This window comes from Microvirga arabica, assembly GCF_016811235.1.
In the GTDB taxonomy this organism is placed as follows: domain Bacteria; phylum Pseudomonadota; class Alphaproteobacteria; order Rhizobiales; family Beijerinckiaceae; genus Microvirga; species Microvirga arabica.
The window spans coordinates 1-25,261 of record NZ_JAFBID010000002.1 but is presented as its reverse complement, the minus strand read 5'-3'; the positions used below and the strand labels follow the sequence as shown (position 1 = coordinate 25,261).

26 protein-coding genes and 1 other RNA gene are annotated in these 25,261 nt (G+C 64.5%); 15 read left to right on the top strand and 12 right to left on the bottom strand.

The genetic code is table 11. The features are described 5' to 3' along the window. Nucleotides 1-54: 54 nt before the first annotated feature. From JQC81_RS01235 to JQC81_RS01225, 3 genes are read right to left on the bottom strand one after another with little or no spacing between them, the layout of a single operon-like run. Nucleotides 55-1,491, bottom strand: a complete 1,437-nt coding sequence (locus JQC81_RS01235; protein ID WP_203269904.1) for a sensor histidine kinase — start codon at nt 1,489-1,491, stop codon at nt 55-57. A gap of 8 nt (nt 1,492-1,499) precedes the next feature. Continuing rightward, nucleotides 1,500-2,957: a dihydrolipoyl dehydrogenase family protein gene (locus tag JQC81_RS01230; protein WP_246520127.1), complete on the bottom strand. Its 1,458-nt coding sequence runs from the start codon at nt 2,955-2,957 to the stop codon at nt 1,500-1,502. Continuing rightward, a complete protein-coding gene (locus tag JQC81_RS01225; RefSeq protein ID WP_203269903.1) occupies nt 2,957-3,751 on the bottom strand; it encodes a TVP38/TMEM64 family protein in 795 nt (264 codons plus the stop codon). Before JQC81_RS01225 ends, JQC81_RS01230 begins: the two co-directional genes overlap by 1 nt. Nucleotides 3,752-4,018: 267 nt before the next feature. Between JQC81_RS01225 and rpmH the strand changes: the two genes are divergently transcribed. From rpmH to JQC81_RS01185, 8 genes are all read left to right on the top strand, one after another. Further along, nucleotides 4,019-4,153 (top strand): 50S ribosomal protein L34, encoded by a 135-nt coding sequence (rpmH, locus tag JQC81_RS01220; RefSeq protein WP_027314822.1) that lies wholly within the window; start codon nt 4,019-4,021, stop codon nt 4,151-4,153. A gap of 20 nt (nt 4,154-4,173) precedes the next feature. Next, nucleotides 4,174-4,605 (top strand): ribonuclease P protein component, encoded by a 432-nt coding sequence (gene rnpA / locus JQC81_RS01215; RefSeq protein ID WP_203269902.1) that lies wholly within the window; start codon nt 4,174-4,176, stop codon nt 4,603-4,605. Continuing rightward, nucleotides 4,598-6,457: a membrane protein insertase YidC gene (gene yidC, locus JQC81_RS01210; protein WP_203269901.1), complete on the top strand. Its 1,860-nt coding sequence runs from the start codon at nt 4,598-4,600 to the stop codon at nt 6,455-6,457. Before rnpA ends, yidC begins: the two co-directional genes overlap by 8 nt. Before the next feature lie 139 nt (nt 6,458-6,596). Beyond that, nucleotides 6,597-8,138 carry a CYTH and CHAD domain-containing protein gene (locus JQC81_RS01205; RefSeq protein WP_203269900.1) on the top strand — a complete coding sequence of 514 codons (1,542 nt, stop codon included), beginning with the start codon at nt 6,597-6,599 and terminating at the stop codon, nt 8,136-8,138. Nucleotides 8,139-8,194: 56 nt separating this feature from the next. Continuing rightward, nucleotides 8,195-8,860: a ribosome biogenesis GTP-binding protein YihA/YsxC gene (gene yihA, locus JQC81_RS01200; RefSeq protein ID WP_203269899.1), complete on the top strand. Its 666-nt coding sequence runs from the start codon at nt 8,195-8,197 to the stop codon at nt 8,858-8,860. Continuing rightward, a complete protein-coding gene (locus JQC81_RS01195) occupies nt 8,857-9,225 on the top strand; it encodes a DUF423 domain-containing protein (RefSeq protein WP_203269898.1) in 369 nt (122 codons plus the stop codon). The genes yihA and JQC81_RS01195 overlap by 4 nt, the downstream gene beginning before the upstream one ends. 76 nt (nt 9,226-9,301) lie before the next feature. After that, entirely contained in the window at nt 9,302-10,207 is a 906-nt protein-coding gene (argB, locus tag JQC81_RS01190; protein ID WP_203269897.1) for an acetylglutamate kinase, read from the top strand. A gap of 185 nt (nt 10,208-10,392) precedes the next feature. Next, nucleotides 10,393-11,130, top strand: coding sequence for a pyrimidine 5'-nucleotidase (locus JQC81_RS01185; protein WP_203269896.1), 738 nt, complete (start codon nt 10,393-10,395; stop codon nt 11,128-11,130). 62 nt (nt 11,131-11,192) lie between these two features. Here JQC81_RS01185 and JQC81_RS01180 read toward each other — a convergent pair whose 3' ends face one another. Together JQC81_RS01180 and JQC81_RS01175 are read right to left on the bottom strand one after the other, a co-directional pair. Then, nucleotides 11,193-11,696 (bottom strand): YciE/YciF ferroxidase family protein, encoded by a 504-nt coding sequence (locus tag JQC81_RS01180; RefSeq protein ID WP_036356678.1) that lies wholly within the window; start codon nt 11,694-11,696, stop codon nt 11,193-11,195. 104 nt (nt 11,697-11,800) lie between these two features. After that, nucleotides 11,801-12,988: a DNA recombination protein RmuC gene (locus tag JQC81_RS01175; protein ID WP_203269895.1), complete on the bottom strand. Its 1,188-nt coding sequence runs from the start codon at nt 12,986-12,988 to the stop codon at nt 11,801-11,803. Between the two features lie 87 nt (nt 12,989-13,075). Between JQC81_RS01175 and def the strand changes: the two genes are divergently transcribed. Genes def through truA form a run of 4 tightly spaced genes read left to right on the top strand, consistent with a single transcriptional unit; the run spans nt 13,076 to nt 15,778 of the window. Next, a complete protein-coding gene (gene def, locus JQC81_RS01170; protein ID WP_203269894.1) occupies nt 13,076-13,594 on the top strand; it encodes a peptide deformylase in 519 nt (172 codons plus the stop codon). Further along, nucleotides 13,591-14,523, top strand: coding sequence for a methionyl-tRNA formyltransferase (fmt, locus tag JQC81_RS01165; RefSeq protein WP_203269893.1), 933 nt, complete (start codon nt 13,591-13,593; stop codon nt 14,521-14,523). Before def ends, fmt begins: the two co-directional genes overlap by 4 nt. 8 nt (nt 14,524-14,531) lie before the next feature. Then, nucleotides 14,532-15,026, top strand: a complete 495-nt coding sequence (locus tag JQC81_RS01160) for a GNAT family N-acetyltransferase (protein WP_203269892.1) — start codon at nt 14,532-14,534, stop codon at nt 15,024-15,026. 2 nt (nt 15,027-15,028) lie between these two features. After that, nucleotides 15,029-15,778 carry a tRNA pseudouridine(38-40) synthase TruA gene (gene truA / locus JQC81_RS01155; protein WP_203269891.1) on the top strand — a complete coding sequence of 250 codons (750 nt, stop codon included), beginning with the start codon at nt 15,029-15,031 and terminating at the stop codon, nt 15,776-15,778. Here the strand turns inward: truA and JQC81_RS01150 are convergent. The 3 genes from JQC81_RS01150 to dapD all read right to left on the bottom strand — a co-directional run bounded on the left by JQC81_RS01150 (nt 15,770) and on the right by dapD (nt 18,477). Continuing rightward, complete coding sequence (locus JQC81_RS01150; RefSeq protein ID WP_203269890.1) at nt 15,770-16,360, bottom strand: hypothetical protein; 591 nt, start codon at nt 16,358-16,360, stop codon at nt 15,770-15,772. The two genes, truA and JQC81_RS01150, sit on opposite strands and share 9 nt — an antisense overlap. 103 nt (nt 16,361-16,463) lie before the next feature. Then, nucleotides 16,464-17,627: a succinyl-diaminopimelate desuccinylase gene (gene dapE / locus JQC81_RS01145; protein WP_203269889.1), complete on the bottom strand. Its 1,164-nt coding sequence runs from the start codon at nt 17,625-17,627 to the stop codon at nt 16,464-16,466. 4 nt (nt 17,628-17,631) lie between these two features. Beyond that, nucleotides 17,632-18,477: a 2,3,4,5-tetrahydropyridine-2,6-dicarboxylate N-succinyltransferase gene (dapD, locus tag JQC81_RS01140; protein ID WP_203269888.1), complete on the bottom strand. Its 846-nt coding sequence runs from the start codon at nt 18,475-18,477 to the stop codon at nt 17,632-17,634. A 153-nt stretch (nt 18,478-18,630) separates the two neighbouring features. Here dapD and JQC81_RS01135 point away from each other — a divergent pair, with 153 nt between their 5' ends. Further along, nucleotides 18,631-20,217, top strand: a complete 1,587-nt coding sequence (locus JQC81_RS01135) for a sensor histidine kinase (protein WP_203269887.1) — start codon at nt 18,631-18,633, stop codon at nt 20,215-20,217. 122 nt (nt 20,218-20,339) lie between these two features. On the opposite strand, the gene recR is transcribed toward JQC81_RS01135, so the two are convergent. The 4 genes from recR to ffs form a co-directional block, all read right to left on the bottom strand. Continuing rightward, the gene (gene recR / locus JQC81_RS01130; RefSeq protein ID WP_203269886.1) at nt 20,340-20,945 is read right to left on the bottom strand and encodes a recombination mediator RecR; all 606 of its coding nucleotides are present in this window, start codon (nt 20,943-20,945) and stop codon (nt 20,340-20,342) included. Nucleotides 20,946-21,017: 72 nt separating this feature from the next. Further along, nucleotides 21,018-21,338: a YbaB/EbfC family nucleoid-associated protein gene (locus JQC81_RS01125; RefSeq protein WP_203269885.1), complete on the bottom strand. Its 321-nt coding sequence runs from the start codon at nt 21,336-21,338 to the stop codon at nt 21,018-21,020. Nucleotides 21,339-21,353: 15 nt separating this feature from the next. Continuing rightward, entirely contained in the window at nt 21,354-23,177 is a 1,824-nt protein-coding gene (locus JQC81_RS01120; RefSeq protein WP_203269884.1) for a DNA polymerase III subunit gamma/tau, read from the bottom strand. Nucleotides 23,178-23,205: 28 nt separating this feature from the next. Then, nucleotides 23,206-23,302, bottom strand: an RNA gene (gene ffs, locus JQC81_RS01115) — signal recognition particle sRNA small type. Between the two features lie 238 nt (nt 23,303-23,540). Here ffs and JQC81_RS01110 point away from each other — a divergent pair. Together JQC81_RS01110 and nudC are read left to right on the top strand one after the other, a co-directional pair. Further along, nucleotides 23,541-23,951, top strand: coding sequence for an HIT domain-containing protein (locus JQC81_RS01110; RefSeq protein WP_203269883.1), 411 nt, complete (start codon nt 23,541-23,543; stop codon nt 23,949-23,951). Nucleotides 23,952-23,965: 14 nt separating this feature from the next. Further along, the gene (gene nudC / locus JQC81_RS01105) at nt 23,966-24,868 is read left to right on the top strand and encodes an NAD(+) diphosphatase (RefSeq protein WP_203269882.1); all 903 of its coding nucleotides are present in this window, start codon (nt 23,966-23,968) and stop codon (nt 24,866-24,868) included. The last annotated feature ends 393 nt before the right edge of the window (nt 24,869-25,261 follow it).

Sequence of the window (25,261 nt, the reverse complement as noted above, 5' to 3'; positions counted from 1 at the left end):
TAAAGGGATCCGGCGCGGTTGGCAAGCCTCTTGTGCGGAAGTTTTGCCGAAAGCTCAGATTGCTTCCGCTGGGGAGGGCCGGTCGGGGATCGTGATCTTGAAGCAGGTTCTCCCCTGCCCTTCATCGAGGATGATGGTTCCGCCGTGGAGCTGAACGAGTTCGGCAGCAATCGGCAGCCCCAAGCCCGTTCCGCCCTTCTGAGCCGACCCCTGGAAGGGCGTGAACAGGTTGGCCTTGGCCCTCTCGGGGATGCCTGGGCCGTTGTCCTTGATCAGGATGACGACGGTGCCGCCCTCCCGGCGGGCCGAGATGTCGATGCAGGGCTGGCCATGGGGAGAGCCGGTCTGGCTGAGCGCCTGAACCGCGTTGCGGACCACATTCACGAGCACCCGGGAGAGCTGGTCCGGATCCGCGTCGATCATCAGGTCATCGGGAACATCCGCTTGGAATGCGATCCCGACCTCGGGCGCCAGATCCGTCAGGTTCGACAACTCGTCGATCATGGGCGCCAGAGGGATGAGGCGCCGCTGCGGCAGGGGCTCGGTCGCCCGGCCAAAGGCCAGAGTCGTCTCGCAGAAGGCGATCGCCCGGTCCAGGGTGCCGACCAGCCTGGGGGCGATGCGCTGCACGGAATCGTCGCTGACATTGTCCAGGCGGTCTGTCAGAAGCTGAGCCGTGGTCAGCATGTTGCGCAGCTCATGGTTGATCTTGCTGACGGCAAGGCCGAGCTGGGCGAGACGCCGCTTCTGGCGCAGCTCATCGGCCAGGGTCGTTTCCATGCGGGCCAGGGCCTGCTCTGCGAGCCCGATCTCGTCGACGCGATCCGTGGGCCGGATGACCCGGGAGGCGTCCTCCGGATTGCTTGAGAATTCCGCAATATTACCGGTGAGACGCCGCACCGGACGCACGATCACCCATTGCAGGGTGAGATAGACAAGTCCCGCCGTGATGATGGAGATGAACAGGGACAGGAACAGGATGTTGCGCGAGAACTCGATCATGGCGTGGCGCAGGGGCCGCTGATCGAGGATCATCTCCACGAAGTCGACCCCCATGCCCGCCCCGATGACCCGGATCGGCTTGTCGGCCGGATTGAGCAGGACGTCGAAGGCATCCTGAACCAGGATAAGCCATTGCGCGTCCCGCAGGTCCACGGTCTTGCCCACCTCGGTCGGGACGTCGCCCGCGGCCAGAATGCTCCTGCGCCCGCCGCCCCGCAGGGCAATGGCCCGGGCCCCGACCCCCTGAAGAAGGCGTATTTCGAGATCTTCAGGGAGGCTTTCCTCGGGCGCCGCATCGAGCACCATCGCGGCGATCTGCGCCGCGGCGAGGCGGTCGTTCAGCCATGTGAGGCGGAAATTGGCCACGGAGGGCACGTAGATGAGCACCTCGGCGATCATCACGAACAGCACCGTGAGCAGCAGCAGGCGCGCCGAGAGCCCGAACTGGCTCAGGATGCGCCCTGCAAGGGATGTCTGCTCAGATCTCATGTTCGGTTTTATCCCAAGCGGCGGACCAGGGACACCAGCCGCCGCACCCAGGGATTCTGAGCCGAAGGCTTGAGAAACTCCACCGCCGTGCTCTTCGTCACCTCGGAAAATGTAGGGTAGGGATAAATCAACCCGGCGAGATGGGAAACCTTCATGCCGCGGCTCATGGCCAGAACCCACGGCATGATGAGTTCCCCGGCATGCGCCCCGACGATGGAGCAGCCCAGGATCCGGCCGCGCGGGGTGACCACGGCCTTCACATGCCCTTCGGTCTGTCTTTCCGTGCGGGCCCTGTCGTTGTCGGCAAAGGCCCAGCGCAGGATGCGGATGGTGCCATGCTGTTCCCGGACCTGCGCCTCCGTCAGTCCGACGGAGGCCAGCTCCGGCGCAGTATAGGTCACGCGGGGAATGGGGGCCTTCCCGACGCGGACGGGGAGCCGGAACAGGGCGTTCCGGATCACCAGGCCCGCATGATGGTTCGCCACATGGGTGAACCGGGCGCCCTTGCCTGCCCCGCCCGCGCAATCGCCAATGGCATAGACGCGCCGGTTGGAGGTTCTAAGCCCTCTATCGACCAGAATACCCGAGGCGTCGGACGCGATCCCCGCAGCCTCAAGGGCTACCCCATCCACGACGGGCTTGCGTCCCGTGGCGACGAGCAGATGGCTTCCGTCGATGCTCTCGCCGGTGCTGAGGACGACAGCAAAGCCCCCCGCTTTCGCCGGTTCGATCCTTTCGATGGAGGCTCCGGTTCTGACGGCAACCCCGTCCGACCTGAGAGCCTGGTCGACGACGCCCGCCATCTCGGGATCTTCCTGCGCCAGGAGGCGCTCGCCGGCCTCCAGGAGCGTGACCTGGGCACCCAGCATCCGATAGGCCTGAGCAATTTCGACCCCTACGGCGCCGCCGCCGATCACAACGAGATGCGCGGGCTTCTCGGCCAGATCGAAGATGGTTTCGTTGGTCAGATAGGGGATCTGATCAAGTCCGCGAATCGACGGGACGGCCGGGCGGGAGCCGGTCGCGATGACGAAGCGGCGGGCCCGGATAATCCGGTCGCCGGCGACAACCGTATGGGCATCCGCGAACCGGGCTTCGCCTGCGATCACCGACACCCCCATGGCCTGGTAGCGCTCCGTCGAGTCCATAGGGGCGATGGCCGCAATGGCGCCCTTCACATGCGCATGGACCTTGGTGAAGTCGACGATGGGCTCCCCTGCCCCGATTCCGAAATCTCCCGCTTCGCGCGTGGCGCGAGCATGGAGAGACGCGGCGATCAGCGCCTTAGAGGGAACGCAGCCCACGTTCAGGCAATCTCCGCCCATCCTGTTCTTCTCGATCAGCACCACGGATGCCCCGAGGGAGGCCGCGATGGACGCGACCGACAGGCCGGCCGAGCCGGCGCCGATGACGCAGAGATCGGGCTGCAAGACGCGCCTGCCCTGTTGGTCCGTCAGCTTCATCATCAGCTCTCGCCCGCTTTGCGACGGCGCCATTGCTTGAGCGCAATCGGGATCAGCGCCAATATTCCGAGCAGAGCGAGAGCAGTCATCAGCTCGGGCGTCAACAGGCTTTTGGCATTGAAGTCAATGGCACAATCGCTGCGCCCCACGGCCAGGCACTCGGCACGCTGCCGCTCATGCTTCGCGATGATCTCATCCAGCCCCGATCCGGCCAGAGCGAAGGCGAACGACGCCGGCAGCATCCCGAGCTGGGTTGCCAGGACGAAGGGCCTCAGGCGCATGCCGAAGAAGGCCGCAGCCAGATTCGTGAGCCAGAACGGCACCACGGGGATCAGGCGAAGGGAGAGCAGATAGAGAAAGGATTGCTTCCGGAAGCCTTCCGCAAGGCTCTGGATGCGGGAGCCCGCCCGCTCGAGCAGAGGGCGTCCTAGTGACGACCGGGCGATAAGAAAGATATTGGTCGCGCCGAGTGTTGCGGCCAAGTTGGCCGTAATGCCTCCAAGCGGCCAGCCGAAGAGATACCCCCCGATGGCGGTCAGAAAGGCGGAAGCCGGCAGCGAGAGGGTGACGGCCGCCACATATATCAGGCCGTAAAGGCCAAGCATCGCCGGGCCGTGGGCGGCCACAAGATCCCGAAGCCAAGCCTGATAATGCACGAAGGTCTCGAGCGTGAGGGAGCGGTGAACACCCGTTGCGAAGACGGCTCCGATCGCAATCAGGATGAGCGCCAGGGGCACTATGCGCCAGATACGGCCGGCCTGTTTCGGGCTCTCCGTCTTCGGATGTATCTGGGCCACGTGTCCTCCTGGAACCGGTGTGGTATGTAGCGCCCGACAAGGTCAAGCCTACCGGTCCGTCACAGCTTGGTGAGGAAGGGCCGGATTGCCGCATAAAGGCCGAAGCGGCGTTGACTTTGCCCCACCATTCCTTCATAAGCCCGCAAGCTGACAGCGCTCTTCTTGGGGCGCTGATCGTTTTTTCGAAACAGTTTCGGGGGAAACCCCTCCCAACCAGACGGGCGCGAGCCTTCGAGCACCGCTGCCCCATTCGACCGGAGAAGTGCCGTGAAGAGGACGTATCAACCGAGCAAGCTGGTTCGCAAGCGCCGCCACGGCTTCCGTGCGCGCATGGCGACCAAGGGTGGCCGCAAGGTCATTGCCGCTCGCCGCGCCCATGGCCGCAAGCGCCTGTCCGCGTAAGCGCCGTCAAGGACAGCCCGATGCGCGACCATCGCGCAACGTCTAGCCTCGGGCGTCTGACGAAAAGACCTGACTTCGTCGCGGCGGCCTCCGGCCGCCGCTTTCATACCGAGCGGATGACGGTTCAGGCCCGCCTTCGCGAAGGTTCCGGCCTCGGCCTGCGCTTCGGGCTCACGGTCACGAAGCGGGTCGGCCACGCCACAGAGCGCAATCGCATCAAGCGTCGACTCCGGGCCGCCATCCCCACGGCAGGCCAGGACTACGCAACCCTCGATGCGGATGTTGTCGTCATCGGACGGCGAGACATCCTCTCCGCCGATTTCGACGTGCTCATCGACGATCTTCGGCGCGCATTGCGGGCGGTCATAAAGCCAAAAAGCGCCTCTCCCGCAGAGCGTTCTTCCTCCTCACCTCCCTCCAACGGCGAGCGTCGCGGACAATCCCATGCGTGATGACAACAAAAACCTCATCGTCGCCATCGTGCTGTCGATGGCGGTCCTGCTAGGCTGGCAATACTTCTTCGCGGCCCCGGAGGCCGAGAGGCAGCGCCAGGCGGCCCAGCAGCAGCAATCCACGCAGGTCAATCCGAATGCGCCGAACCCGCCTGCCAGCCCGAGTCAGGCCGGCGGTGCTGCTCCCACGGTGCCGGGAACGGTGCCCAGCACCCCGGTGGCTCCCACGGTCGAGACCCGTGAAGCGGCGCTGGCCCGCTCGCCGCGCGTGACCATCGACACGCCGACCATTGCCGGCTCGGTCAACCTGCGCGGCGGCCGCATCGACGACGTGTCGCTCAAGAACTACCGTGAGACGGTCGATCCGCGCAGCCCGAACATCGTGCTGCTGTCGCCCGCCGGCACCCAGAACCCGTACTACGCGGATTTCGGGTGGGTCGGAACGCAGAACGGCGCCCTGCCGACGGCCGAGACGGTCTGGACCGCCGACCGGACGACGCTGACACCCTCCACCCCGGTGACGCTCACCTGGGACAACGGCCAGGGCCTCGTCTTCCGCCGCACGATCTCCGTGGACGAAAAGTCCATGTTCACCGTCAAGAACGCCGTCGAGAACCGCGGCTCCGCGCCGGCGACCCTGCATCCCTACGGCCTCGTCTCCCGCCACGGCAAGCCGACGACCCTCGGCTATTACGTGCTGCACGAGGGCCTGATCGGCGTGCTCGGGGACAAGGGCCTGCAGGAATACACCTACGACGCCATCGCCAAGGAAGACCCGGTTCCCGCCGGTCAGAACACCGTCGGCGAGGTGTGGGAAGGCGTGAACGGCGGCTTCGTCGGCATCACCGACAAGTACTGGGCCGCTGCGGTCATCCCGGACCAGGCGCAGCCCTATCAGGGCTCCTTCACCATGCGCCAGGGCCCGACTGGCCAGATCTACCAGGCCAACATGCTCGGCACGGCGCAGACGCTCCAGCCCGGCGCCACCACGGAGGTGACGCAGCGCCTCTTCGCAGGCGCCAAGGAGGTTGCGACCGTCGACGCCTATGATGAGGCGCTCGGCATCAAGAACTTCGATCTGCTGATCGACTGGGGCTGGTTCTACTTCATCACCAAGCCGCTCTTCAACGTGCTCGACTTCTTCTTCCGCATGTTCGGCAATTTCGGCGTCGCGATCCTGATCGTCACGGTGCTGCTGAAGATCCTGTTCTTCCCGCTCGCCAACAAGTCCTACGCCTCCATGGCGAAGATGAAAGCAGTGCAGCCGGAGATGACGTCGATCCGCGAGCGCTATGCGGACGACAAGATGAAGCAGCAGCAGGCGCTGATGGAGCTCTACCGCAAGGAGAAGATCAATCCGGTTGCCGGCTGCTGGCCGGTGCTGATCCAGATTCCGGTGTTCTTCGCGCTCTACAAGGTGCTCTTCGTCACCATCGAAATGCGCCATGCACCGTTCTTCGGCTGGATCCGCGACCTCGCGGCCCCGGATCCGACGTCGATCTTCAACCTGTTCGGCCTGCTGCCTTACAACCCGGGCGCGGTGCCGGTGCTGGGCCCGTTCCTGATGCTCGGCGTGTGGCCGATCCTCATGGGCATCACCATGTGGCTGCAGATGAAGATGAACCCGGAGCCGCCGGATCCGGTCCAGAAGCAGGTTTTCGCCTGGATGCCGGTGATCTTCACCTTCATGCTGGGCTCCTTCCCGGCCGGTCTCGTGATCTACTGGGCCTGGAACAACCTGCTTTCCGTGTCGCAGCAGGCCTTCATCATGCGCAAGAACGGCGTGAAGATCGAGTTATGGGACAACCTGCGCAAGACCTTCAACCGCAAGCCCAGCCCCGCCAAAGGCTGAACAGCGCCATATTAAATTAAGATGTGATCATCCCCGGGCCATGTCCCGGGGATTTTCTTTTGCCGATGGCGAGCACGCCGTCATTCCTTCCAACCGTCACACATCTATATCAATCGCCGATGCTATGCGGTGACGGACGATGAGCGCCTCCAAAGAAAAATCGAAGCAGCAAGGTGTATCCGACTCGCCCCGCGAGATCGAGCTGAAGCTGGAGCTTGCCTCCGGCACGGCCGAGGACCTGCTTACGCACCCCCTGATCGAGAAGGCGCAGCCGCTGCCCAGGCAGAGCGGACAGCTCCATGCGGTCTATTTCGACACGGATGACCATGCCTTACACCGCGAGGGCATCAGCCTGCGCATCCGCCGCCGGAACGGCAAAGCCATCCAGACCATCAAGGCCGAGGGCCCGCACAAGGGCATCGCCATGGATCGCGGCGAGTGGGAGACGCCGGTCGATGGCGAACTCGACCTGTCCGCCGCGGCCGGCACCCCTCTCGGAAAGCTGATCGCGGATGAGGATCTTCTGGCGAACATCAAGCCGGCCTTCACCGTCGAAACGGAACGAAGAGCCTTCGAGGCCAAGTTCGATACCGCCATGATCGAGGTGGCCCTCGACCGTGCCAAAGCCTCCGGTGGGGACAAAACGGTCACCTTCTCGGAAATCGAACTGGAGCTGCGGCAGGGTCATGCCGGCGCGCTGTTCGCGCTGGCCCGCCATTTGAGTGAGACTGCTCCCTTAAGGCTCTCGACAGCGGCGAAGTCCGAGCGCGGCTACCGTCTCCTCGACGGGGAAAGCCTTCGGCCTGCGCGGGCCGAGAAGATCGAGCTTCCGAAGGACGCAACCTGCGCTGAGGCCTTCCAGGTCATTGCCCGATCCTGCCTTGCCCAGATGGTGCAGAACGAAGCCCTGGTGCGGCTCACGCAGGAGCCCGCCGCCCTGCACCAGATGCGCGTGGGCCTGCGGCGCCTGAGGGCCGCCATTTCCCTGTTCAAAACCCAGCTGCTGACCGACCCTGAGAGCGCCGAAATCCGCGATAATCTCCGCTGGGCCGGGCAATCCCTGGGAGCGGCCAGGGACCTCGACGTATTCATCGAGCGGCTGCGCTCTATGGATGATGCTGCGCCAGATCCGTCGCAGATGGAGGAGATCGAGCGACGCCGAACGGAAGCCTACAGGGACCTGCTGGAGACCCTCGAATCCCGCCGCTTCATGGATGTGATCCTGCAGACGGCCGCCTGGATCGAGGCTGGAGCCTGGATGGCATCTGGCGGGGACGGGCGCAAATCCGCCCGGTTACGCCCTGCCAGGGAATTTGCGGCGGCCGAGTTTTCCCGCCGCTTCAAGCGCATTCGCAAGCTCGCCAAGCACCTGCGGGACATCGGTGACGAAGAGCGTCACGACCTGCGCATCCGCATCAAGAAGCTGCGCTACGGCACCGAGTTCCTCGGGTCGCTTTTCACCTCGGGCAAGGCAAGGAAGCGCCGCAAGACGTTCTCCTCCCTTCTGGCGGAGCTCCAGGAACACTTGGGTGACCTGAACGATCTCGCGGTGGGCGGCTCCCTTGCCATGTACCTCCCCGAGGTCTCACCCAAGCGCCTGGAGCGGCAGCGGGAAAAGCTTCTCGACAAGAGCGAGGCTTCCCTAGGAGCGCTGTCGAGGGCCGATCCCTTCTGGCTGTGAGCAGGAAATCAGCCCCGTGCCTTGAAGAAAGCGCTGCGAGCGCCGATAAGAGGCCCATGACCGAGACAAGCCCCCCCAACCAGGACGTCGATCCCTTCCTCGAAATCGGCCGCAAGCTCTTTGCCGGCGAGGCGGATTTCATATGGGCCGCCAACGCCCTGAACAACCTGCCGCCCATGAGCAAGGTGGAGATCGCCTTCGCCGGGCGCTCCAATGTGGGCAAATCGAGCTTGGTGAACGCACTCACCGGGCGCAACACCTTGGCGCGCACCTCGCATACGCCGGGCCGGACCCAGCAGCTAAACTTCTTCAATATCAACGACCGCTTCCACCTCGTCGACATGCCCGGCTACGGCTTCGCCGCCGTCGAGAAGCAGAAGGTGCAGGCTTGGACCCAGCTGATCCACGATTACCTGCGCGGCCGGGCGAGCCTTGCCCGAGTCTATGTGCTGATTGACGCCCGCCACGGCATCAAGCCGGTGGACGAGGCCGTGCTGGAGACCCTTGGCACGGCGGCAGTCTCCTACCAGGTCGTGCTCACCAAGGCGGACGAGCTGAAGCCGGGCGAACTCGACAAGCGCATGGCCGACACCCTGCAGAAGATCGAGAAGCGCGCCGCCGCTTACCCTGAGATCCTGCCGACCTCCAGCCGCACGGGCTTCGGCATCCCCGAGCTGCGCGCCGGGATCGCCAAGCTCCTGAGCGAGCGGGGCGCAGGATGACGCTCGCTACCCGGATCCTGATCGTCCTTGCCTCCCTGTCAGGTCTCCTGGGCGTCGGTCTCTCGGCCGCTGCCGCCCACGTTACGGGCGGCAATCTCACCACGGCAGCGCAGTTCCTGCTCTTCCACGCCCCTGCCCTGCTCGCTTTGGTGGCCCTCATCGCTGTTGGTGCCGTGAACCCAATGCTGGGGCAGATCGCCAGTTACGTGCTGGTGCTCGGGCTTGTCCTATTCTGTGGCGATCTCTCACGCCGCGCGTTCTCGGGCGTGGCGCTGTTTCCGAGGGCAGCGCCTGCGGGAGGCATCATCCTGATGGTCGGGTGGCTGCTGGTAGGCATCTCCGCCCTTGTTCGCATGAGAGCCTGAACTCCCTGTTTGCAGCAGCGCCTCCTTCGGCTAGAAGGCAGGCCGTCCGATCCCGATGACCGCGCCGGAGCCGTCCATGTCCGATCCGTCCACGCCCCTTCCCGATGTCCACGTGCAGGCCGAGGTGCTTGTGCAGGCCCTGCCGCACATGCAGCGCTATGACCAGCAGGTGGTGGTGATCAAGTATGGCGGCCATGCCATGGGCGACCGGGCGGCTGCCGAGGATTTCGCCGAGGACGTGGTTCTCCTGGAGCAGTCAGGCATCAAGCCCGTGGTCGTCCATGGCGGCGGCCCCCAGATCGGCAAGATGCTCGAGAAGCTCGGCATCAAGTCCGAGTTCAAGGGCGGGCTCCGCGTCACGGATCAGGCCACGGTCGAGGTGGTCGAGATGGTGCTGGCCGGCTCCATTAACAAGCAGATCGTCGGCTGGATCGGCGCCGAGGGCGGCAAGGCCGTGGGCCTGTCCGGCAAGGACGGCAACATGGTCATGGCCCGGAAAGTGACCCGCACGGCCATCGACCCTGATTCCAACATCGAAAAGGTGGTGGATCTCGGCTTCGTCGGCGAGCCCGAGCAGGTGAACCGGGAGGTTTTGGACCAGGTGCTCCAGGCGGAGCTGATTCCGGTCCTGGCTCCGGTGGCGATCGGCCAGGACGGCCAGACCTACAACGTCAATGCCGACACCTTTGCCGGTGCCATCGCGGGCGCGCTCACGGCCAAGCGCCTCCTCCTTCTCACGGATGTCCCGGGCGTTCTCGACAAGAACAAGAACCTGATCCCGGAGATGACCATCGAGGATTGCCGCCGCCTGATCGCCGACGGAACCATCACGGACGGCATGATCCCGAAGATCGAGACCTGCATCTATGCCCTGGAGAAGGGCGTGGAGGCCGTGGTCATCCTCGACGGCAAGGTGCCCCACGCGGTGCTTCTGGAACTGTTCACCGATCACGGCGCCGGCACGCTGATCCGTCGCGGTTAGCGCATCGTGCGGCCCTCTGGGTCCGGTCCACACGATGCGCTCTTCAAAGAGTTAAGCATCGAATAGATCCCAAAAGTGGGTTCCACTTTTGGGTCCGATGCTGAGCCTGCCCTTTCCGAAGCGGCAGAGAACGCTTATATTTCGAGCAGTGGGGCCGCACGGCCCCATTGTCGTCTTTGGAATCCATGAACGCCAAACCAGCCCTCGAGAGCCACCTGTCCTCGGCCGATTCCCGTCCCTTCTCCCATGTGGAGACGTGGGTTTTCGATTTGGACAACACCCTTTATCCGCACACCTCGCGGGTCTGGCCGCAGATCGACCAGCGCATCACCCTTTACATCACAGAGTTCTTCGGGCTCGACGGGCTGTCGGCGCAGGCGCTGCAGAAGTATTTCTATCACAAACACGGCACGACCCTGAAGGCGCTGATCGACGAGTACAACGTCGATCCGCACGACTTCCTCGATTTCGCGCACGACATCGACCACACGGACATCGAGCTGAACCACAGCCTGGGCGAGGCGATCGAGAGGCTCCCCGGCCGCAAGCTCATCCTCACCAACGGATCCCGCAAGCACGCGGAGAACGTAGCCAGAAAAATCGGCATCCTCGACCATTTCGAGGACGTGTTCGACATCGCCGCCTCCAACTTCGTGCCAAAGCCGGACCGGCGCGCCTATGAAATATTCCTTGAGCGGCACGGGGTGGAGCCCTCCCGCTCGGCCATGTTCGAGGACATCGCCAAGAACCTGACCGTGCCGCACGAGCTCGGCATGACCACCACCCTGATCGTGCCGAAGACCCTCGATCCGTTCCGGGAGAGCTTCGAGCAGGAAGCCGTCAAGACGCCGGATATCGACTACATCACCAACGATCTGGCGGATTTCCTGCGCGCTTATGCGCTGCCTCAGAAATCCAAATAACCTCTCTCCAATAAAAATGGCCTCCGAGAGGAGGCCATTTTCGTATTCAGCGGACGAAGAGCTTACGCAGCCTGCGTGTTGATCTTGCTCTCGGCGATCCGGTTGAGCTTCTGGTCGGTCGCCTTTTCCTGATCCAGGATCTGGTGCAGGACGCCGGCGCAATCCTCGCGGCCGAGCTGCTTGGCCCAGGCCACGAGGGTGCCGTAGCGGGTGATCTCGTAGTGTTCCACGGCCTGAGCGGCGGCAAGCAGGGCAGCGTCGAGAACCTGCGGATCATCAATCTCGCCGGCGATGTCCTGCGCCTCGCTGATGATACCGTCGATGGCAGGGCAGGTCACGCCCTTGGGATCGTGGCCGTGCATGCGGAACACCTGTTCGACCATCTGGATCTGCTGCTGGGTCTCACCGAGATGGGTCTGGAATGCCTGCTTCAGCTGCGGATCCGTGACCTGTTCCATCATCTGCGGCAACGCCTTCGTGATCTGCTGCTCGGCGTAGTAGATGTCCTGCAGGGTATGGATGAAGAGGTCATCCAACGACTTGATGTCCTTTGACAAAAGGCCCATAGCGCAATCCTTCCCGAGTTCTGTGATATGCCAGCATGCGAGCGCCATTATCCGCTTGACGCATCCTGCCGCGTGGGAAGAACGTCGCGGGCGGAAGGCGGTTCCTAATCCACCGCCCGAAGATTGCGGCCCTGGAGGCGCAGGAGCTCGGCGCGCGCCTCCGCCTCCCCCTCGTCGAACTCGAGAGCCTCGATCCGTTCGCTGCGCTTCACGATCTTGTCAGTCGAAACGCGGATCTGGGACACGTCGTCCTGCGCCTGCCGGAAATGGGCGTCGAGCTTCGCCACGCGGGAGTCGAGCCGCTCCACGTCTTCCAGGAGCTTCTGCACCTCGATCTGGATCACCCGCGCCTCCTCCCGGATGCGGGCATCGCGCACAAGGGCCTGCATCACCTGGATGGCGAGCGTCAGGAGGGACGGCGAGACGATGACGATGCGGGCGCGATGGGCCTTCTGCACCACGTCGTCGAAATGCTCGGCGAGATCGGCGTAGATCGATTCAGCCGGTACGAACAGAATGGCGATATCCTGGGTCTCGCCGGCGATGAGGTACTTCTCGGCGATGTCCTTGACGTGGACGAGCATGTCGTTGCGGACCCTTGCAGCCGCCCTGCTGCGCGCCTCCTCGCCCTTGGCCTCGCGGAACAGGGTGAAGCCCTCCAGCGGGAACTTGGCGTCGATCACGAGCCCGCGCTCGTCGCCGGGCAGGCGCACGAGGCAGTCCGGACGCGTACGGTTGGAGAGGGTCGCCTGGAACTCGAACGCGCCCACAGGCAGCCCGTCGCGGATGATCGCCTCCATCCGCCCTTGCCCGTAGGCGCCGCGGGTCTGCTTGTTGGACAGGATATCCTTCAAGCCCACGATCTCCCCGGTGAGGTTCGTCAGGTTCTGCTGCGCCGCGTCGATGACCGCGAGGCGCTCGTTCAGCTTGGACAGGTTTTCGGATTGATGACGCGTGGAGGATTCCAGCCCCTGGCCGACCCGGTGCTGCAGCCCGTCGATCCGCTCCGAGATCATGCGCACGAAGTCGCTCTGACGGGAGCCGAACACCTCCGCCATGGTCCGCATCCGGCCGGTCATCTCGGACTGGATCCGGGTGAGTTCCGCCACCTTGTCGTCCATCTCCCGTGCCCGCTCGTCCGCAATCAGCGCTTCCATGGCCCGATCCCGGCGGGTGCGCAGGAGCAGCACGGTCACGAGGAGCAGGAGACAAAGGCTGAAGCCCGCCATGCCTAAGACGATCTGACCCCATGTCAGGGCGGTTTGGCCGAGCGTCAGGACGACATCGTTCATGAAATTCATGGTTCCGGGTGACGGAAGCATCCGAACATAAGACGAACGATTTGACCATCCGTGAACGAGCCCTTATCTCCCGCGATCATGACCATCAGACCCCTTGTCATCATCCCCGATTCCAAGCTCCGCCTGGTTTCCGAGCCCGTTCAGGAAATCACGGGCGAGATCCGCAGGCTTGCGGACGACATGCTGGAAACAATGTACGACGCCCCCGGTGTGGGGCTCGCCGCCATCCAGATCGGTGTACCGGTCCGTATGGTGACCATGGATGTGTCGAAATCCGAGGACGAGCGCCAGCCCATGGTGCTCATCAACCCCGAGATCGTCTGGGCCTCGGAGGCGAAGCGAGTCTACGAGGAGGGCTGCCTCTCGATCCCCGAATATTACGAGGAGGTCGAGCGGCCGGACCGGGTGCGCTTCCGGTACATGGACCTTGAAGGAGCAACCATCGAGCAGGAGGCCGACGGGCTGCTGGCCACCTGCGTCCAGCACGAGATCGACCACCTCAATGGTGTCCTGTTCATCGATTACCTGTCGAAGCTCAAACGCGACCGGGTCATGACCAAGTTCAAGAAGGCGGCCAAGCGCGAGGCCGGCGCATGAGCCTGCGCGTCGTCTTCATGGGCACACCCGATTTCGCCGTGCCCACATTGTCCGAGATCGTCGGCCAGGGCCACGAGGTCGTGGCCGTCTACACCCGCCCGCCGGCCGCTGCCGGGCGCGGCATGGAGCTGAAGCCCTCGCCGGTCCACACCATGGCGGACCGGTTCGGGATCCCCGTGTTCACGCCCAAGACCCTGCGCACGGAAGAGGCTGCGGAGATCTTCCGCAGCCATGGGGCCGATGTGGCCGTGGTGGTTGCCTATGGCATGCTGCTGCCGAAGGCCATTCTCGAGGCGCCGGAGCTCGGCTGCCTCAATCTTCACGCCTCCCTGCTCCCCCGCTGGCGCGGCGCGGCGCCGATCCAGCGGGCCGTCATGGCCGGCGACCGGGAAACCGGCGTTGCTGTCATGAAGATGGAAGAGGGCCTCGATACAGGCCCTGTGGCCATGGTCGAGAAAGTGGCGATCGGGCCTGACATGAACGCGGGCGACCTGCATGACAAGCTCATGGTGCTCGGTGCCGACCTCATGGTGCGGGCGCTCGCCGCCCTGTCGCGCGGCGGCTTGGGTTTCACGCCGCAGCCGGAGGAGGGCGTCACTTACGCCCATAAGCTCAAGAACGAGGACGCCCTGATCGACTGGTCGAAACCCGCCCAGGCGGTGCACGACCACATCCGCGGCCTCTCGCCCTTCCCAGGAGCCTACTTCGCGGCCGATTTCGGCAAGGGCCAGGAGCGTGTGAAGGTGCTGCGCGCAACTCTGGGGAATGGTTTAGGTTCTCCTGGCACACTTCTTGATATTAATGGTATAATATCCTGCGGCGACGGGGCTGTCCGCCTGCTCCAGGTTCAGCGGGCCGGCAAGGGACCCGTTAGCTTCGATGAATTCCTGCGCGGCGTGAGGCTTGGTCCGGGCGCCCGCTTCGGGTGAGGACGCCTATGACGATCCGTCTGGAGGAATCCGCAGACTGGCAGGCGATCTACACGATCTATGTCGCGGCCTTCGGACAATCGGCGGAAGCCGATCTCGTGCGGAACATGCACAATGACGGAGATCTCATCCTCTCCCTGATTGCCCGCAACGACCACCCCGCAGGGCACATCGCCTATTCCCATCTGATGCTGCACGAAGCCTCTGCCATAAGAGCCTGCGTGCTGGCACCGCTGGCAGTAGCTCCCGCCTTTCAGAAGCAGGGGATTGCGTCGGCTCTTGTCCGGCACAGCCTGGAGCGGCTCAGGGCCGATGGCTATGATCTGGTCGTCGTTCTTGGCGAACCGCATTACTACAGCCGCTTCGGCTTCGATCCGAAGCTGGCGGAAAAGCTTAAAACACCCTATGACGGGCCCTATCTCCAGGCCCTTGCGCTGTCCGATCACGGGAAAGGCGCCCACGGCCCTGTCTCCTACGCCAGGGCCTTTGCAGAACTGAACTAGACATGCCTCGCTACAAGCTTGTCGTCGAATACGACGGCACGCCATTCACCGGGTGGCAGCATCAGACGAACGGTCTCTCCGTGCAGCAGGCGGTCGAGGATGCGATTGCGCGCTTCACCGGCACACCTGTGCGAATCCACTGTGCTGGCCGAACCGATTCCGGTGTTCACGCCACCCATCAGGTCGTGCACGTAGACCTGGAGAAGGAGTGGCGGCCGGATACGGTGCGCGATGCCACCAATTCCCACCTCAGGCCTGCGCCTGTTGCGATCCTGTCGGCGCAGATCGTTCCCGAGACATTCAATGCGCGTCTCTCCGCCGTGAAGCGTCATTATGTCTATCGCATCCTCAACCGCCGTGCGCCACCGACGCTGGAAGCGAGCCGGGTCTGGCACGTGGCGTGGACGCTCGATGCGGATGTGATGCACGAGGCCGCGCAGATGCTCGTCGGGCGGCACGACTTCACCACGTTCCGGGCGGCCGAATGCCAGGCCAACAGCCCGATCCGCACCCTCGACCGTCTGGACGTGGAGCGGATCGGCGACGAGATCCGCATTTATGCCTCCGCCCGCTCGTTCCTGCATCATCAGGTGCGCTCGATGACGGGAACGCTGGAGCGTGCCGGCGCCGGGCGCTGGTCGGTGGAGGATGTGCGGGCGGCCCTCAAAGCGCAGGACCGCAAGCGCTGCGGCCCCATGGCGCCGCCGACGGGCCTTTACCTGATCGGCGTCGATTATCCGGAGCTATCCTAGAAGGCCGCGCATGGCGATTCCCACGAGGGAATTGAGCACGATGCCGAGGATGACGATGCCCAGCGCCGGCATGCTTGAGAGCCCCAGCGTGGACTTGGTGGCGAACCATTGCATCCGGACGATGATGACCGCAAACGCAAGGCTGAAAAGGCTGGCGAGACCGGGAGGGGCCCAGCCCAGCAGCATGAGCATGGCCGGCACCGAGAGCACCAGCATGCCGACCGCGGAGATCCAGTTCGTGACGATCACGAAGGGCGCATAGGCCTTCTCGAGCCGGAACCAGCGGGCGATCCAGATCATGGCGATTGGCAAGGCGAGGAAGCCTGCGACATGGCCAAGGGCCACCACAAGATCCAGCCAGAGATTGCCAAGCAGCGACCGGTCGGGCTGAAGCAGGCCGAGGCGCAGGCGCTCGAAGGCCAGGGACACGATATAGGCCGGAAGGGTCAGCCAGAGCGCCGTGAAGGAGCGCCAGAAGCCCCGCTCGCTCATGTCGAAGGATTTCAGGCCCTCAACCCTGCTGTTGAGCAGATCCAGGGTTCCCCTGAACGAACGATTGACCTCATCCGCTGTGACGATCATGAGCAGCCTCATCCTTGAAGACGGTTGCTCACGCAAATGGACGGACGTCCTAAAACGTTCCGCTCACTTTCCGACTTTAGTCTAAATAGTCAGGCTTGGGCGCTCAGGATGCGGCCGCGAAGTAGGCGTCGAGCACCTTGCGGTAAATCCCTGTCAAACGATCCAGATCGGCCACGGGCACCCGCTCGTCGATCTGGTGCATGGTCTGGCCGACGAGGCCGAACTCCACCACCGGGCAATCCTTCACAATGAAGCGAGCGTCCGACGTGCCGCCCGTGGTGGAGAGCTTCGGCTGAAAGCCGGTCTCGGCCTTGATGGCGTCTGCGACGAAACCCACGAAGGCATTCGGCGGGGTCAGGAAGGCAACCGCATTGGTCGGGTCCATCGTGAGGCGGTAGCGCACCGTGTTGCCGGCAGCCTCGCGCAGGCGGCGGTCGATCTCCTCCTCCAGGCTTTGGGGTGTCCAGAGATCGTTGAAGCGGATGTTGAACGTTGCTCGCGCCTCGGCTGGGATGACATTGGAGGCTGGGTTGCCCACATCGACCGTGGTCACCTCAAGGTTCGAGGCGTCGAAATGCTCCGTGCCGTGATCGAGCGGCTCGCTGAGCAGCCCTGAGAGCAGGCGCATCATCCCGGGAATCGGGTTGTCCGCCAGATGCGGATAGGCCACGTGCCCTTGGCAGCCCTCGACGACGATCCGGCCTGTCAGCGAGCCGCGCCGGCCGATCTTGATCATGTCGCCGAGCTGGTTCGGGTTGGTGGGCTCGCCCAGGATGCAGTGGTCGAAGCGCTCGCCGCGGCCTTTCGCCCATTCGAGCAGCTTGACCGTGCCGTTGATGGCTGGCCCCTCCTCGTCTCCCGTGATGAGGAAGCCGATGGAGCCCTTAAACCCGGGATCGCCGTGGATGAAGTCGAGCGCCGCCGCCATCATGCAGGCGATGCCGCCCTTCATGTCGACGGCGCCGCGCCCGTAGAGCTCGCCGCCGTGAATCTCGCCGCTGAACGGGTCATGGCTCCAGCGGCTCGCATCGCCGGGCGGGACCACATCGGTGTGGCCAGCAAAGAGCAAATAGGGCTCGTCTGATCCATATCGGGCATAGAGGTTCTCGACATCCGGAGTACCGGGCTCGGAAAAGACCGGCCGGTGCACCTCGAACCCTGCCTCCTTCAGCACGCCTTCGATGAAGGCGAGCGCCCCGCCCTCCTCCGGCGTCACGGAGGGGCAGCGCAGGAGCGATTGGGCGAGAAAGAGAGGCGAGGGTTCCATCGGATCAGTCGCGCAGCAGCTCGTTGATGCCGGTCTTCGCCCGCGTCTGGGCGTCGACGCGCTTCACGATGACGGCGCAGTAGAGGGATGGACCCGGGGTGCCGTCCGGGAGCGGCTTTCCGGGAAGCGAGCCGGGGACGACGACCGAGTACGGCGGCACGCGACCCACAAAAACCTCGCCGGTGTTGCGGTCGATGATCTTGGTGGAGGCTGAGAGGAACACGCCCATGGAGAGCACCGAGCCTTCGCCCACGACCACGCCTTCCACCACCTCGGAGCGGGCGCCGATGAAGCAGTTGTCCTCGATGATGGTGGGATTGGCCTGGAGCGGCTCCAGCACGCCGCCGATGCCGACGCCGCCGGAGAGGTGCACGTTCTTGCCGATCTGGGCGCAGGAGCCCACCGTCGCCCAGGTGTCGACCATGGTGTTCTCGTCCACATAGGCGCCGAGGTTGACGAAGGACGGCATCAGCACCACGCCGGGCGCGATATAGGCGCCGCGGCGCACGGTGCAGTTCGGCACGGCGCGAAAACCGGCAGCACGAAAGCGGTTCTCGCCCCAGCCAGCGAACTTGGACGGCACCTTGTCCCACCAGGTGGCCTCGCCCGGCCCGCCGCCGATCACTTCCATGTCGTTGAGACGGAAGGAGAGCAGCACGGCCTTCTTCAGCCATTGATGGACCTGCCACTCCCCGCCGGCCGTCTTTTCGGCCACACGGGCCTTGCCGGAATCGAGCAGGCTCATGGCCTCTTCCACGGCCTCGCGCACGGCGCCCGTCGTGGTGGGGCTGACATTGGCCCGGTCTTCCCAGGCGGCATCGATCGTATGGGCGAGGTCGGTGGTGGACATGAGAAGCTCGGAGCAAGGGTTTCGTTGCCGCCTGATTAGCAACGGGGCGCGGGCCTGTCACCTGATCTATGATATGGACACCGGACAACGGCGTAGCATAGGGTCCTGTCTGCACCCGTTCCGCCCACAGCCTCGGACCTGAGCTCCCGCCGAATGATCCCCGTCCGCGATATGCGCAGCGTACTCTACGCCACGGCGATTCTGTTCGCCGTGGCCGTGATCGGGATCAGGGGGGCGTTCCTGTGGCTTGAATACCGCAGCGCCTTACATCGCGCCGAGGCGGCCACGCAGGATCTCGCTCTCCTGATGGAGGAATATGCCAAGCGAACCCTGGAGACGAGCGACCTCCTTCTCAACGACATCATCGCCTATGTGCGTCTGAGAGGCGGTGTGGGCGCCTTGAGCGAAACGACCGACGCCAGCCAGTATCTCGCCGGATTGACGCAGAGATCCTCCGCCAGCGATTTGTTCCTGATCATCGACCGGGACAGCAAAGTGGTCGGTGTATCGATCCCGCAGCTGGGGGATTCAGTGAGCTTTGCGGATCGGTCCTGGTTCAAGGCCCACCGAGCCGGGGCTGAAAGCTTCGTGGGCGGCGCCATCGTCGGCCGGCTCGCCAAGGAAATCCTCTATACCTATTCCCGGCGCATTCCCGATCTGAACGGCGATTTCGACGGAGTCGCGCAAGTCGCCCTGCGCCCGGCCTTCCTGCAGGAGATTTCACGGCCCGACATCGAGGATGACAACGTCATTCTCGGTCTCTGGGGCCGAGATGGCCGCGTCATTGCGCGCACCGGTCTCGCGCCGAACCAGACGGACACGGGCGTCAGCCACACGGCGCTCTTCAACGAGATGGAGGGACAGCGCAGCGGAACCTACCGCGCCAACGATATGGGGGACGGCGTCGAGCGCATCATCTCCTTCCGCCGCCTGGAGCGCTGGCCGGTTACCGTCACGGCCAGCGTGCCGGTGGCAACGGCCCTGGCAGCCTGGAGGACCGGCTTCTACTGGAGCGCCGGGATCACGGCCATCGTGCTGGTCGCGCTCTGCTGGCTCACCTGGATCGGGGTGCGGCTCAGCCACCAGACCGAGGCCACGCAGAAGGAATTGCAGCTGGCGAACGAGAGCCTCGGCAAGGCGCTTTCCGACAAGGTCATGCTGCTGCAGGAAATCCATCATCGGGTGAAGAACAACCTGCAGGTCACGTCGAGCCTGTTGCAGATGCAGGCCCGCCGCTTCTCGGATCCAGGCGTTAAATCGGCCTTTCAGGAGACGCAGGACCGTCTGCGCTCCATCGGATTGATCCATGACATCCTCTACAGAAAGGATACGGGCGGCACGATCGATCTGCAGGACTATCTTGGCCGACTCATCCACGAGTTGTCCGCCACTTATGGGGCGGCTGCCCGGGGGATTGCGGTGGACCTCGATGCCGAACCGATCATGATCGATCTCGACCGCGGCGCTCCGCTGGCGCTCGCCGTGACAGAGGCGATTTCCAATGCGTTCAAGCATGCCTTCGGACCGGGCGAAGGCGGGAGCATTCTTGTCTCGGCGCACAGAATCGACGGCCGGATCGAAATTGTCGTTCGTGATACGGGCAAGGGCGTGTCGGATGTGCCGGACAATGCCTCGTCGCTGGGCATGAAGCTCATCCGATCCTTCGCTCAGCAGCTCGGAGGCCAGTTCAGCCTCACGGCCGAGGGCGGCACGGTGTTCCGGCTCGACATTCCGGCGTGAAGTTCCACGCGGTCATGGCCGGACTTGATCCGGCCATTTCGATGCTGAGAGACTCCAGCGTTTCATGCAATCGAGATCACCAGCACAAGGCCGATGATAACGTGAAGAGGATAAAGTTTCTCTTAGAACGACGTGCGCTGGCGGATCGCTGCGGAGAGCGTGCCTTCGTCGAGATAATCGAGCTCGCCGCCGACCGGCACGCCGTGGGCGAGCTTCGTCACCTTCACGGGCAGATGCGCGAGCAGCTCGGTGATGTAGTGAGCCGTGGTTTGCCCATCCACCGTGGCGTTGAGAGCCAGAATCACTTCCGTCACGCCGGGCTCCGACACACGGGCAACGAGGCGCTCCAGGTTCAGGTGTTCGGGACGCACGCCATCGAGCGGCGAGAGCACGCCGCCGAGCACGTGGTACTTGGCATTGACGGCGCCCGAGCGCTCCAGCGCCCAGAGATCGGACACGTCCTCCACCACCACGAGGATGGAGGGATCGCGCTTGGCATCGCGGCAGATGGTGCAGGGCTCAGACGTATCGACATTGCCGCATGACGAGCACACGACGATGCGCTCGTTGGCGATGCGCATGGCATCGCTCAACGGATTGAGCAGCGTCTCGCGCTTCTTGATGAGATGGAGCGCCGCGCGCCGCGCCGAGCGCGGGCCTAAGCCCGGCAAGCGGGCCAGAAGCTGAATCAGACGCTCGATCTCGGGGCCGGCAACGTGCTGAGCCATTCAGGTTCTCTTTTTTATGTCGCATCGCTTGGTGCGAAGAACCGGTATCCACTTCTTCGCGCGATGCTCAGCTCAAAACAGCTTCAGGCCGGGCGGCAGCGGCAGGCCCTTGGTGATGCTTTCCATGCGCTCCTGGGCGGCGCGTTCGGCCTTGCCGCGGGCGTCGTTCATGGCGGCCACGATGAGATCCTCGAGGATCTCTTTCTCGTCCGGGTTCATGAGCGAGGGGTCGATGTTGATCGACTTGAGATTGCCCTTGCCTGTTACCTTCACGGTCACGACGCCGCCGCCGGCGGTGCCGTCGACCTCCAGGGTGTCGAGCTCGACCTGGGCGTCCTGCAGCTTCTGCTGCATGGCCTGAGCCTGCTTCATCAGTCCCATGATGTCCTTCATGACCGCATCCTTGTTTTAAAACAGATCGTCGTCTTCTTCAGTCTCGTGCGCAGCAGCGGCATCCTCTTCGCCGAGGATCTCAGTTTCCGCATCCTCGCCGGCCTTCTCGGAACGCTCGATCACGTTCACGATCTGCGCGCCGGGAAACTTGGAGAGCACGGCCTGCACGAGCGGATGATTGGCCGCTCCCTCTTTGCGCTCGCGTTCGGCGGCGACTGCCTTTTCGTGCAGGGTCGGCGCGCCCTCTTCTGACGAGAGCGCCACCATCCAGCGCTCGCCGGTCCATTGCTGAAGCGCGCGGGTGAGATCGTTGGCGATGGTGCGACTGCCGGTCTCCGTGAGGCTGAGCTCGATCCGGCCCTCCTCGAAGCGCACGAGGCGCACGTCGCGCTCCAACGCCGCCTTCAGAACGATTTCGCGCTTCTCGCCGGCCAGCGCCACCACGTCCTCGAAGCGGCGAAGCCGCATGGTCGGCTCAGCCGGCGCCGGCTGAGCGCGCGGTTGCGGCTGAGGCTGCGATGTTGCCAAAGCCATATTGCCAGAGGTGGCGGGGCCCGATGGCCGCGACGGCGCAGGAGCCGGGCCGCCTGTGGGCAGCGGAGCGCCGTCCTTCAGGGCACGCAGCGCCTCGTCCGGCGTCGGCAGATCGGCCGCATAGGCGAGGCGCACGAGCACCATCTCGGCGGCGGCAATCGGGCGGTTCGACGCCTGAACCTCGGGGATGCCCTTCAAGAGAATCTGCCAGGCGCGGGACAATGTGCGCACAGAAAGCTTTGCGGCATAATCCATGCCGCGGGTGCGCTCGATCTCGGAGAGCGCCGGATCCCTGGCGGCTTCCGCGATCAGCTTGAGGCGGGTGACGATGTGCGAGAAGGCCGCGAGATCCGACAGGATCACGGCCGGATCCGCGCCGGCATCGTATTGCGAGCGCAGTCCAGCGAAAGCCGCCGGCACGTCGCCGCGCATGATGGCCTCGAAGAGATCGATGACCTGGCTGCGGTCGGCAAGGCCGAGCATGTCGCGCACGGTGTCGGGCGTGACCACGCCGGCGCCGTGCGCAATGGCCTGATCCATCAGCGACAGGGAATCGCGCGCCGAACCTTCCGCCGCACGGGCGATGGCAGCCAGCGCCTCCTGGTCGGCCTTCACGCCCTCGGCGTCGCAGATGCGGCTCAAATGACCCACGAGCTTGTCGGCCTCGATGCGGCGCAGGTCGAAGCGCTGGCAGCGGGACAGGATCGTGACGGGCACTTTGCGAATTTCGGTGGTGGCGAAGATGAACTTCGCGTGCGGCGGCGGCTCCTCAAGCGTCTTCAGGAAGGCGTTGAACGCCTTCTCCGAGAGCATGTGGACCTCGTCGATGATGTAGACCTTGTAGCGGGCCGAGACCGGCGAGTAGCGGATGCCGTCGATGATCTGGCGGACGTCGTCGATGCCGGTGTGCGACGCCGCGTCCATCTCCAGCACGTCCACATGCCGCGATTCCATGATCGCTTCGCAATGGACGCCGAGTTCCGGCATGTGAATGGTGGGAGCGCCGGAGCCGTCGGGCTTCTGGTAATTCAATCCACGGGCCAGGATGCGCGCCGTGGTGGTCTTGCCGACGCCGCGAACGCCCGTGAGCATCCAGGCCTGGGGAATGCGGCCGGTCTCGAAGGCGTTCGACAGGGTGCGGACCATCGCCTCCTGGCCGATCAGGTCGTCGAAGGTGCGAGGGCGGTATTTGCGGGCAAGAACGCGGTAGGGCGAGGCCTTCGCGGCCGCCGGTTCTGGCGCGGCGGGGAAGCCCGGCAGGGCCGGCTCGTCGTTCAGGGGCGTGCCGGCTGTGGTATCGTCCATCGACTGCAAGGCTTTGGAGAAATTTTTGGGTGGGAGGCTGGACGAAGACCCGTTCGGTCTCGTTAGGGCTGCTTCCTTCCGGACCTGACCCGGTTGGCGAGTGAGACGTCCCTCGCCAACCTCCCACCGGCTATATGAGGGCATCGGCCCCGAAACGCAAGTTGGAAACGGGCCGCCTCTGACCTCATCCCCGCTGTCCACCACGCTTCAGTGTCATCCCCGGCGGTCGCAGGACCGGGAAGGGGATCCATAGCGCCGCGTTCGCAAGTGGATCGCCTTCCCTCGCTCTGCTCGCCGGGGATGACACTGAGGTGCATGCCGAGAGTGGCTGACAGGATGCCGCGGGCTCGGTTACATAGCCTCATGACATTCCAGCTCGATTCCCGGCTCGAAGCCGACACGATCCCGGTCGGCGACCTCGCCCTCTCCTCGGTCCTGCTGCTGAACGATGCACGCTTTCCCTGGTTCGTGCTGGTGCCGCGGGTCGAGGGGTTAAGCGAACTGACGGACCTGTCCGAGGAGCAATCCGTCCAGCTGATGCAGGAGATCCGCATCGCCACGAGGGTGATGCTGGAGCTCTCGCAGCCAGACAAGGTGAATGTGGGTGCGCTCGGTAATATCGTCTCGCAGCTTCATGTGCATGTGGTCGGACGCTTCCGCTCCGACCCGGCCTGGCCCGGTCCCGTCTGGGGGCACGGCACCCGGACCCCCTACCCTCCTCACGCGGCCTCTGCCCTGATCGAGCGCGCCGCCACTCTTTTCGCGGCGGCTTGACCCAGGATCGACTTATGACCCGACCCATTGCCTACATCACGAACCCGCTCGTCCGCCACAGCGCGGAGCGGGACCCGGAGGCAATCGCCAATGCGGTGGCCAATCCCTGGACCGCCATGGTCGTCCTGGCTGGCGACCTGCCGATCCTGCAGACGGGAGAGCCGGGAACGAGCCTCCTGCCCGCCGCGATCCTCAGGCGCCTTCCGGCCCATCAGGAACAGGTGTTTCTCGGCACCCTGAACGACCGCCCGGTGGTGGCGACGCTTGCGGCCCCCGAAGCCGCCGAGCTGTTCCAGGACGATCCGGTCTTCGCCGCCGTCGACCTGCGCTCCATCGCGATGCGCGGCCTCGTGCCGGCCGAGGAACTCGGGATGCTCGCCATGGCGAAGTCCCTGCTCGACTGGCACCGGCGCCACCGCTTCTGCGCCAATTGCGGCGCCCCGACGCAAGCGGCTCAGGCAGGCTTTCGCCGCGATTGCGCGGCCTGCGGAGCGCAGCATTTCCCGCGCACCGACCCGGTGGTCATCATGCTGGTGACAAGCGGCGAGAAGTGCCTGATGGGCCGCCAGCCGCGCTTTCCGGAGAAGATGTATTCCTGCCTGGCCGGTTTCCTGGAGCCGGGCGAGACCATCGAGGATGCGGTGCGGCGGGAAACCTTCGAGGAGGCCGGCATCCGGGTGGGTGCGGTGCGCTATCTCGCCTCCCAGCCCTGGCCCTTCCCGTCGAACGTCATGATCGGCTGCATCGGTGAGGCGCTCACCGACGACATCGCCTTCGACGGCGAGGAACTGGAGGACGCCCGCTGGTTCACCAAGGACGACATCCGGCGCATGCTGGAGGGCACCCACGAGGAATTCCTGGCGCCGGCCCCGATCGCGATTGCGAACCACCTGATTCGAGAGTGGGTGAAGGAGTGAGAAGGCTCCTCGTTTAAGAGCATCATCCCGGGGCTGCGCAGCAGAACCCGGGATCGTTGGCAGGATATGGCGCGTGACACTCAACGCTGTCATCCCCGCGCAGGCGGGGATCCATAACCGCCGACGATGCAGAATGAGGTGCGGTGCTACTCGCCTTCTCCTGAAACGTCGGCGGTTATGGATCCCGGGCTAGGCTTCGCCGTCCGGGATGACGGTCTCTGTCAAAGAGCCAGCACCGTGTGGCCCGCAGCCTGTGGGCTGCGAGCCTGTGGGTAGGATCGAGGGTGGCGCGACGGGCAGCCCGGCTCGATGTGGTGTGGTGAGAATGGAAGAGCCGAGGTGCCTCTTCGCGCACGGCTTCTTTAGGCGGACAAGCGGTGCCGGCCCGGTGAC

Bases quoted from the DNA above. Each gene is read 5' to 3' on its own strand.
- JQC81_RS01195 (WP_203269898.1), top strand. From the start codon at position 8,857: ATGACGCTCGCTACCCGGATCCTGATCGTCCTTGCCTCCCTGTCAGGT.
- JQC81_RS01125 (WP_203269885.1), bottom strand. From the start codon at position 21,338: ATGAAGGACATCATGGGACTGATGAAGCAGGCTCAGGCCATGCAGCAG.
- JQC81_RS01235 (WP_203269904.1), bottom strand. From the start codon at position 1,491: ATGAGATCTGAGCAGACATCCCTTGCAGGGCGCATCCTGAGCCAGTTC.
- JQC81_RS01160 (WP_203269892.1), top strand. From the start codon at position 14,532: ATGACGATCCGTCTGGAGGAATCCGCAGACTGGCAGGCGATCTACACG.
- yidC (WP_203269901.1), top strand. From the start codon at position 4,598: ATGCGTGATGACAACAAAAACCTCATCGTCGCCATCGTGCTGTCGATG.
- JQC81_RS01150 (WP_203269890.1), bottom strand. From the start codon at position 16,360: ATGATCGTCACAGCGGATGAGGTCAATCGTTCGTTCAGGGGAACCCTG.
- truA (WP_203269891.1), top strand. From the start codon at position 15,029: ATGCCTCGCTACAAGCTTGTCGTCGAATACGACGGCACGCCATTCACC.
- yihA (WP_203269899.1), top strand. From the start codon at position 8,195: ATGACCGAGACAAGCCCCCCCAACCAGGACGTCGATCCCTTCCTCGAA.
- def (WP_203269894.1), top strand. From the start codon at position 13,076: ATGACCATCAGACCCCTTGTCATCATCCCCGATTCCAAGCTCCGCCTG.
- rnpA (WP_203269902.1), top strand. From the start codon at position 4,174: ATGCGCGACCATCGCGCAACGTCTAGCCTCGGGCGTCTGACGAAAAGA.
- nudC (WP_203269882.1), top strand. From the start codon at position 23,966: ATGACCCGACCCATTGCCTACATCACGAACCCGCTCGTCCGCCACAGC.
- dapE (WP_203269889.1), bottom strand. From the start codon at position 17,627: ATGGAACCCTCGCCTCTCTTTCTCGCCCAATCGCTCCTGCGCTGCCCC.
- JQC81_RS01205 (WP_203269900.1), top strand. From the start codon at position 6,597: ATGAGCGCCTCCAAAGAAAAATCGAAGCAGCAAGGTGTATCCGACTCG.
- JQC81_RS01135 (WP_203269887.1), top strand. From the start codon at position 18,631: ATGATCCCCGTCCGCGATATGCGCAGCGTACTCTACGCCACGGCGATT.
- JQC81_RS01180 (WP_036356678.1), bottom strand. From the start codon at position 11,696: ATGGGCCTTTTGTCAAAGGACATCAAGTCGTTGGATGACCTCTTCATC.
- recR (WP_203269886.1), bottom strand. From the start codon at position 20,945: ATGGCTCAGCACGTTGCCGGCCCCGAGATCGAGCGTCTGATTCAGCTT.
- JQC81_RS01120 (WP_203269884.1), bottom strand. From the start codon at position 23,177: ATGGACGATACCACAGCCGGCACGCCCCTGAACGACGAGCCGGCCCTG.
- JQC81_RS01230 (WP_246520127.1), bottom strand. From the start codon at position 2,957: ATGATGAAGCTGACGGACCAACAGGGCAGGCGCGTCTTGCAGCCCGAT.
- JQC81_RS01175 (WP_203269895.1), bottom strand. From the start codon at position 12,988: ATGAACGATGTCGTCCTGACGCTCGGCCAAACCGCCCTGACATGGGGT.
- fmt (WP_203269893.1), top strand. From the start codon at position 13,591: ATGAGCCTGCGCGTCGTCTTCATGGGCACACCCGATTTCGCCGTGCCC.
- JQC81_RS01110 (WP_203269883.1), top strand. From the start codon at position 23,541: ATGACATTCCAGCTCGATTCCCGGCTCGAAGCCGACACGATCCCGGTC.
- argB (WP_203269897.1), top strand. From the start codon at position 9,302: ATGTCCGATCCGTCCACGCCCCTTCCCGATGTCCACGTGCAGGCCGAG.
- JQC81_RS01185 (WP_203269896.1), top strand. From the start codon at position 10,393: ATGAACGCCAAACCAGCCCTCGAGAGCCACCTGTCCTCGGCCGATTCC.
- dapD (WP_203269888.1), bottom strand. From the start codon at position 18,477: ATGTCCACCACCGACCTCGCCCATACGATCGATGCCGCCTGGGAAGAC.